At 67.6% G+C, this 6,324-nt stretch carries 8 protein-coding genes; 4 read left to right on the top strand and 4 right to left on the bottom strand.

The genetic code is table 11. The annotated features are described in order from the left end of the window. Positions 1-51 precede the first annotated feature (51 nt). A complete protein-coding gene (locus tag QM841_RS29375) occupies positions 52-279 on the top strand; it encodes an RNA-binding S4 domain-containing protein (RefSeq protein WP_005263380.1) in 228 nt (75 codons plus the stop codon). Here the strand turns inward: QM841_RS29375 and QM841_RS29380 are convergent. Both QM841_RS29380 and rraA read right to left on the bottom strand, forming a co-directional pair. Then, positions 270-1,625 carry a dipeptidase gene (locus QM841_RS29380; RefSeq protein WP_283334729.1) on the bottom strand — a complete coding sequence of 452 codons (1,356 nt, stop codon included), beginning with the start codon at positions 1,623-1,625 and terminating at the stop codon, positions 270-272. The two genes, QM841_RS29375 and QM841_RS29380, sit on opposite strands and share 10 nt — an antisense overlap. Before the next feature lie 36 nt (positions 1,626-1,661). Further along, positions 1,662-2,132, bottom strand: coding sequence for a ribonuclease E activity regulator RraA (gene rraA / locus QM841_RS29385; RefSeq protein WP_005563989.1), 471 nt, complete (start codon positions 2,130-2,132; stop codon positions 1,662-1,664). 41 nt (positions 2,133-2,173) lie between these two features. Here rraA and QM841_RS29390 point away from each other — a divergent pair, with 41 nt between their 5' ends. Next, entirely contained in the window at positions 2,174-3,019 is an 846-nt protein-coding gene (locus QM841_RS29390) for an SDR family oxidoreductase (RefSeq protein ID WP_283334730.1), read from the top strand. A 36-nt stretch (positions 3,020-3,055) separates the two neighbouring features. After that, a complete protein-coding gene (locus QM841_RS29395) occupies positions 3,056-3,733 on the top strand; it encodes a TetR/AcrR family transcriptional regulator (protein ID WP_283334731.1) in 678 nt (225 codons plus the stop codon). Positions 3,734-3,764: 31 nt separating this feature from the next. On the opposite strand, the gene QM841_RS29400 is transcribed toward QM841_RS29395, so the two are convergent. Next, positions 3,765-4,169 (bottom strand): hypothetical protein, encoded by a 405-nt coding sequence (locus QM841_RS29400; RefSeq protein WP_105417032.1) that lies wholly within the window; start codon positions 4,167-4,169, stop codon positions 3,765-3,767. 134 nt (positions 4,170-4,303) lie between these two features. Continuing rightward, the gene (locus QM841_RS29405) at positions 4,304-5,209 is read right to left on the bottom strand and encodes an oxygenase MpaB family protein (protein WP_283334732.1); all 906 of its coding nucleotides are present in this window, start codon (positions 5,207-5,209) and stop codon (positions 4,304-4,306) included. A gap of 115 nt (positions 5,210-5,324) precedes the next feature. Between QM841_RS29405 and QM841_RS29410 the strand changes: the two genes are divergently transcribed. After that, positions 5,325-6,230, top strand: coding sequence for an IclR family transcriptional regulator (locus QM841_RS29410; protein ID WP_280783131.1), 906 nt, complete (start codon positions 5,325-5,327; stop codon positions 6,228-6,230). Positions 6,231-6,324: the final 94 nt, after the last annotated feature.

A 6,324-nucleotide genomic window follows, 5' to 3' on the forward strand; every position in this document is an offset into this window, starting at 1 on the left:
TTCAGTGTGAGCCGTCGGGCCGCGATTTGGGTCAAGAGGGAAGATAGAGGCATGTCCGACATCCACGACGCCGTCCCGATCCGCGACGAATCCATCCGTCTCGGCCAATTCCTCAAGCTCGCCAACCTCATCGAGTCGGGTGCCGAGGCGAAGGAAGTGATCGCCGACGGACTCGTGTCGGTGAACGGTGAGGTCGAGGTGCGGCGGGGGCGGCAGTTGCGGGACGGGGACGTCGTGGAGATCGGTGGGATGACGGCTCGGGTGAGTTCTCAGTCCTGACGGTCGGCGGTCGCGAACCTCTGCAGGAACAGCGCTTCGGCGACGGCGAGGTTCTCGATTTCGCTGGGATCCACACTTTCGTTGGGGGCGTGGATGAGGCAGCGCGGTTCCTCCACCCCGATCAGGGCGATCTCCGCTGTGGGGACGACGGCGGAGAAGACGTTGCACAGCGGGATGGAGCCGCCCTGCCCGACGGTTCCCAGTTCCATCCCGAACGCCTCCTCCATTGCCGCACCGAGGGCCGCGTAACCGGGACCGTCGGTGGTGGCGCGGAACGGGGAGCCCACCGCTTCGCGTTCCACCGTCACCCGCGCATTCCACGGGGCGGCGTTCTCGAGGTGCGCGGCGAGGGCGTCCTGCGCCTTCTGCGGGTCCATTCCGGGTGGTACCCGCAGGTTGAGGCGCGCCGATGCGCGCGGCGAGATGGCGGCGGCCGAGCCGACCACCGGCGGGCAGTCGATGCCGAGGATCGTCAGGGCCGGCCGTGCCCACACGGCGTCGGCGACGGAACTCGAACCGGCGAGACCCACACCGTCGAGCACGCCGGCGTCGGTGCGGAACTGCGCCTCGGGGTAGTCGACGCCCGTCCACTTCTGGTCCGACTCGAGCCCGTCGACGACGGTGTTGCCGTCCGCGTCACGCAGGGTGGCGAGCATCTGGACGAGGGCGGCCAGCGCGTCGGGGGCGGGCCCGCCGAACATGCCCGAATGCACCTCCCCGGCCAGGGTCTCGACGTGGACCACGACGTTCGCGATGCCGCGCAGCGTTGTGGTGACGGTCGGGCGGCCGACCGCGGCGTTTCCGGTGTCGACGACGAGGATCATGTCGGCGTCGAAGAGTTCGGGCCTGGCCTCGACGAGGTTCTCGAGCCCGCCGGTGCCCATCTCCTCGGATCCCTCGGCGACGATTCTGATGCCGACGGGGAACGGGGTGCCGAGCGCGCGCAGCGCCAGCAGGTGCATGACGATATTGCCCTTGCAGTCGGCAGCGCCGCGCCCGTACCAGCGGCCGTCCCGCTCGGTGAGGGTGAAGGGGTCGGTGTGCCATAGCTTCTCGTCGCCGGGCGGTTGAACGTCGTAGTGGCAGTACAGCAGTACCGTCGGGGCCCCGTCGGGCGCGGGCTGATGTCCGACGACGGCGTGTGAACCGTCGGACGTCTCGAGCAGTTCGACCTGGGCGATTCCGGCCCCGATGAAGGCGTCCCGGACCCATTCGGCGGCGCGAACGCATTCCTCCGGTGGGAACTGCCGCGGATCGGCCACCGACCGCATCGCCACCAGTTCGGCGAGTTCGTCACGGGCCGCGGGCATCAGCCCGGCTACCTTGGAACGGATTTCGTCGGACATCGACGCCTCCTCGGGGTTCGCTCGGTTCTCGCCGGATCAGCGGACGACGACGCCGTCCTGATCGCTGTAGACGGTCTCGCCGGGATTGAACGTGACGCCGCCGATCTCGATCGGGACGTTCTTCTCACCGGAGCCGGTCTGGGTGCTCTTGCGGGGGTTGGTACCCAGTGCCTTGACGCCGATGTCGAGGGTCTTCAGGATCGCCGAGTCGCGGACCGCGCCGTTGACGATCACACCGGCCCAGCCGTTGTCGACGCCGCGTCCGGCGATGATGTCGCCGACCAGGGCGGTGTGGATGCTGGCGTCGCCGTCGACCACCAGGACGCCGCCGTTGCCGGGCTCGCCGAGGGTCTGCTTGACCAGCAGGTTGTCCTGGAAGCACTTGATGGTGGTGATGGGGCCGGAGAACACTTCACGGCCGCCGAACTGGATGAACTGCGTGTCGCAGCTCCGGATGTCGGGTCCGATCTCGTCTGCCAGGTCAGCGGTTGCCACGGGTTCAGTCATACGCGTCAGGATAGAGGGCCGGCGCTGGGAGAATGTGGGGCATGACCATTGCAGTGACAGGAGCCACGGGGTCGATCGGCGGCAAGGTGCTCGAGCGGCTCGGCGGCGGCGCCGGGGTCCGGCTGATCGGGCGGAACGCGCAGCGGCTCGAGCCACTGGCCGAGCATTTCGACTCCGCGTTCGCGGTGGCCACGTATGCCGACGGTCCGGCGATGACCGCCGCGCTGGACGGCGTCCGGTTGCTGTTCCTGGTCTCGGGACACGAGAGCGCCACCCGCCGCGAGGAGCACCGCACCGCCGTGGCCGCCGCCCGTGCCGCCGGGGTGGAGCGGATCGTCTACCTGTCGTTTCTCGGCGCGGCGCCCGAGTGCACGTTCACGTTCGGTCGCGACCACTACTTCACGGAGCAGCACATCCGGGAGACCGGGCTGAAGTACACGTTCCTGCAGGACAGCTGGTACCAGTCGATGATCCCGCTGATGGCCGACGATCAGGGCGTCATCCGGGGTCCCGCCGGGGACGGCCGGGTGAGCGCGGTCGCGCCCGACGACGTCGCCGATGCGGTGACGGCGGTCCTCACCACCGGCAACGGCGACCACGACGGCGTCACCTATCGGCTGACCGGGCCGGAGGCGTTCACCCTCGCGGAGGCCGCCGAGACGATCACGAGGGTGACCGGACGTTCGGTGCGGTTCGAGAACGAGACGCTGGACGAGGCGTACGTGTCCCGCGCCCACTTCGGGGCGCCGGATTTCGAGGTCGCAGGGTGGGTGACCTCGTACGCAGCGATCGCGGCCGGCGAGTTGGCGGTGGTGACGGGGGACGTCGAGACGCTCACCGGGCGGCCGCCGCAGACCTTCGCCGACTACCTGAACAGCTACACTTGACCCGTCCTGGCATAGCGAGCGGTAGATAGGTCTTTGATGGTCAGCTCATCCAAGGGTTCGACGCCCACCGAGGTCGGCAACGCAGCGGACTGGCGCCGCCTCGAACCCACGAAGTTGACGCCGATCCTCAGCGCCTCCCTCGACGCGTTCTACGAACACGGTTTCCACGGCACGTCGGTGCGCGACATCGCCCGCCGAGTCGGTGTCACGGTACCCGCTCTCTATTACCACCACGAGAACAAGGAGGCCGTTCTCCTGGCGCTCCTGGAGCTCTCCACCAGCGACGTCCTCGAGCGCGCCCACGCCGCGAGCGCCGACGGCGGCGACGATCCGGTGCAGCGACTCGCGAACGTCATCGAGGCGATCGTGCTGCGGATGACCATGCGATCCCGTCTGGCGGCGCTCGAGAGCGAGGTGCGCTACCTGAGCCCGGAGAACCGGCAGCGTTACCGCACGGTCCGCAAGGGTGTGGAGGAACTGGTCCTCGAGATCGTCAAGGAAGGCAAGAAGCGGGAGCTCTTCGACGTGTCGGATGCCGCGGAGACGACGCGGGCGCTTCTCGGTATGTGCCAGTCGATTCCGCGCTGGTATCACGCCGAGGGCAAGCTGACCCCGGACGCGGTGGCCCGCAAGTATGTCGAGATCGCGATGAAGACCGTGGGGTCCACCGAGGCTCCCGTCAAGCCGAAGAAGAGGCGCACCGCCGGCGTCTGACCGGCGATGCGTCTCGGCATGGTTTCGGTTGTCAGCTACCCAGGCCCAGCCCCGGTGACGCGACGGCGTCGAACTGCGTCGTCGTCTCGGCGGGTGTGCCGTTCGGTGGGGCGAAGGTGAACACGACGGTGTAGCGGCCGGCCTCGTGCGTCCGGATCGCTGCCGTCCCGGCACCGAGGGTGAGTGGGATGGTTCGCGTGTTCACGTCGCCGTCGGGCTCGGTGATTTCGAGTTCGACCGGAGTGGATCCGTCCGTGCCGGTCGGGGTGGGGGTGACCAGCGCACCGAGCGTCACCAGGTTGTTGGCGTAGACGGTCCCGAGCGGCGGAACGACGGAGATCTGATAGGTGGTTGCGGCGGTTGCCGTGGGCGCCAGAGCAAGTGCGGCTGCTCCTGCCAATGCGGCAACGGTCAAGGTCCCTCGCGAGAAGTTCACACAATCCCTTCCTGTCGACGGTCTCTACGCGCAGCCACGTTACGGCAGAACCAGGTGATACCCGCCCCCATTCACCGTGTGTCCGAGAATAGTTCGAACACATGGCTTTCCGTCGATCACATCTCCAAAGCGGTTCAGGATGCGGTGTTTTCCCGCGCGACCGTACCGTTGGTGTGCTGTACGGGGCAGGTTTTGGGGAAGGTGCCCAGTTTCTCCACTTCGTACCCGGTCGGGTAGCTGCGAATGTTCGGCAGGTCGCGCGCGAACTTGGGCACCGTGCGCACGGGATAGAACCGGACGAGGCGGGCGCGGGCCTTCAACGCACCCCGCGACAGAGTTCGCGCGAGGCGGGACGGCCTGCGGTAGGCGAACGCGTCGAGCAGCGGATCGTCCATGAGCGCCCAGGAGAATCGCTTGATCAGGGCGGCGGGCGCGAGGTTGTTCGGCGGGAACGTGCAGAGGAGTTCGAGCGTCGAGTCGGCGACGGCGCGGCCTCCCTCGTCGAAGAGGAAGTGTTCGCGCTCGTAGTCGTCGAGGAATTTCTCGAACGCCTCGAACGTCTCGGGAATCTGCTTGATGCCCATGTACTTGCCGAGCGCACGGTAGTAGTTGGTGGACCCGACGATCTCGTTGCGGGTGAGTTTCCGCCAGCCGAAGTCGTCGATCCAGCGCACCGGGGTCACCACGAACGTCGACAGCACGTACCGCATGTCGTCATTGGAGATGTCGTAGGAGCCGTGCATCTGGTTCATCCGGCGGATCCCGGCGCGACCGGGATCGCTGGTGAGGCCGTGTTCGAGGACGGCGTCGAGGATCAGGCCGGTGTCGTCGTAGCGTTTCTGCACGCGCTCGGTGAATTCACCCGTCTCGAACAGCAACCGCCCGATGGTCGGCACGGCGTACGTCCGGAACAGCGCGAAGCTGAGGGCCTGGTTGATGTCCCAGGGAAATTCCTGCGTGCCGAGAATGCGAGCGATCTCTTCGTACTGCGTCTCGGGATCGAGTCGGTCGGTCCGGCGACGTAGATCGAAGCGTTTCATGGGTTTCACTTCCTGCAGCGGCTGTGACGGAGGTCCACGTGATTTAGCGATCGTTCAGACGACTCGACTGTAACGCCGTTCACAGTGCGACGCCAGAGTGGCATTATGCAAACACATGGCGCGAAATTCACCGCAGACCGAACGCATCGTGATGCTCACGGAACTCCTGGCAGACGAGCCGGAGACGCCCCGGAGCCTCGCCGACATCGCCCGGCACCTCGGCGTCGCGAAGGCCACCTGCTATCCGATGGTCGTGGCCCTGACCGAGGCGGGCTGGCTCATCCGGCACCCCACCCGCAAGACCTACCGTCTCGGGCCCGCGCTGATCCCGGTCGGGCGCGCCGCCGAGACGGCCACGGACGTCGTCGACCTCGCGCGGTCGGTGATGCACGAACTGGCCGACGCGTCCGACATGGCGTCCATCGCGTTCGTGCAATCGGGCAGCGACGTGGTGGTCGCGGAGGTGGTCCAGCCGGTGGGGGGTCGCCGCGGAACCCTGGGCCTGCGGCTCGGTGACAAGGTGCTGCTCGCGCCGCCCATCGGTTCGGGGATCGCGGCCTGGTATCCGCCGGAGCAGCGCGAGGAATGGTATGCCCTCGGCGGGCAGAATCTCGGAGTCGAGGTGGACGTGCTGCGGGCGACGTACGAGCCGGCCCTCACGCGCGTCCGGGAGCGCGGATACGCGATGGAATGCATGGAGCAGCAACAGCATTCGCTCGCGGATGCCGTGTCGGAACTCCGCGGTCGCGGTGTGGGCGGGCACCGCTCGACCGTCGCGCTGCGGGAGGCGCGCAAATTGTTGTCGGCGGATGCGGTGGTCGGTGACATCGACCCGGAGGGCAGCTATCAGCCGCTGTCGATCAATGCGGCGGCATTCGACCGTGACGGTGAACCCGCGGTCGTGCTGTGCGTCGCCGACGCGTCACGGCCGATGTCGGGTGTGCGCACGGCGGAGATCGGTGAATTGGTCCGCGACGCCGCGGCGCGGGTGACGGCCGCCATGCACGGCCGCCACCCGTGAGTACTTGTCAACCGCGGGCGGTTGACAAGTACTCACAAGCTATTTCAGTTCGGCGAGGACGGTGCCCTGGGTGATGGCGGCGCCGGGTTCGACG

The sequence above is a fragment of the Rhodococcus sp. IEGM 1307 genome (genome assembly GCF_030056915.1).
In the GTDB taxonomy this organism is placed as follows: Bacteria; Actinomycetota; Actinomycetes; order Mycobacteriales; family Mycobacteriaceae; genus Rhodococcus_F; species Rhodococcus_F opacus_D.

Coding starts and splice junctions, on each gene's coding strand:
- QM841_RS29375 (WP_005263380.1), top strand. CDS start 52: ATGTCCGACATCCACGACGCCGTCCCGATCCGCGACGAATCCATCCGT.
- QM841_RS29380 (WP_283334729.1), bottom strand. CDS start 1,625: ATGTCCGACGAAATCCGTTCCAAGGTAGCCGGGCTGATGCCCGCGGCC.
- rraA (WP_005563989.1), bottom strand. CDS start 2,132: ATGACTGAACCCGTGGCAACCGCTGACCTGGCAGACGAGATCGGACCC.
- QM841_RS29390 (WP_283334730.1), top strand. CDS start 2,174: ATGACCATTGCAGTGACAGGAGCCACGGGGTCGATCGGCGGCAAGGTG.
- QM841_RS29395 (WP_283334731.1), top strand. CDS start 3,056: ATGGTCAGCTCATCCAAGGGTTCGACGCCCACCGAGGTCGGCAACGCA.
- QM841_RS29405 (WP_283334732.1), bottom strand. CDS start 5,209: ATGAAACGCTTCGATCTACGTCGCCGGACCGACCGACTCGATCCCGAG.
- QM841_RS29410 (WP_280783131.1), top strand. CDS start 5,325: ATGGCGCGAAATTCACCGCAGACCGAACGCATCGTGATGCTCACGGAA.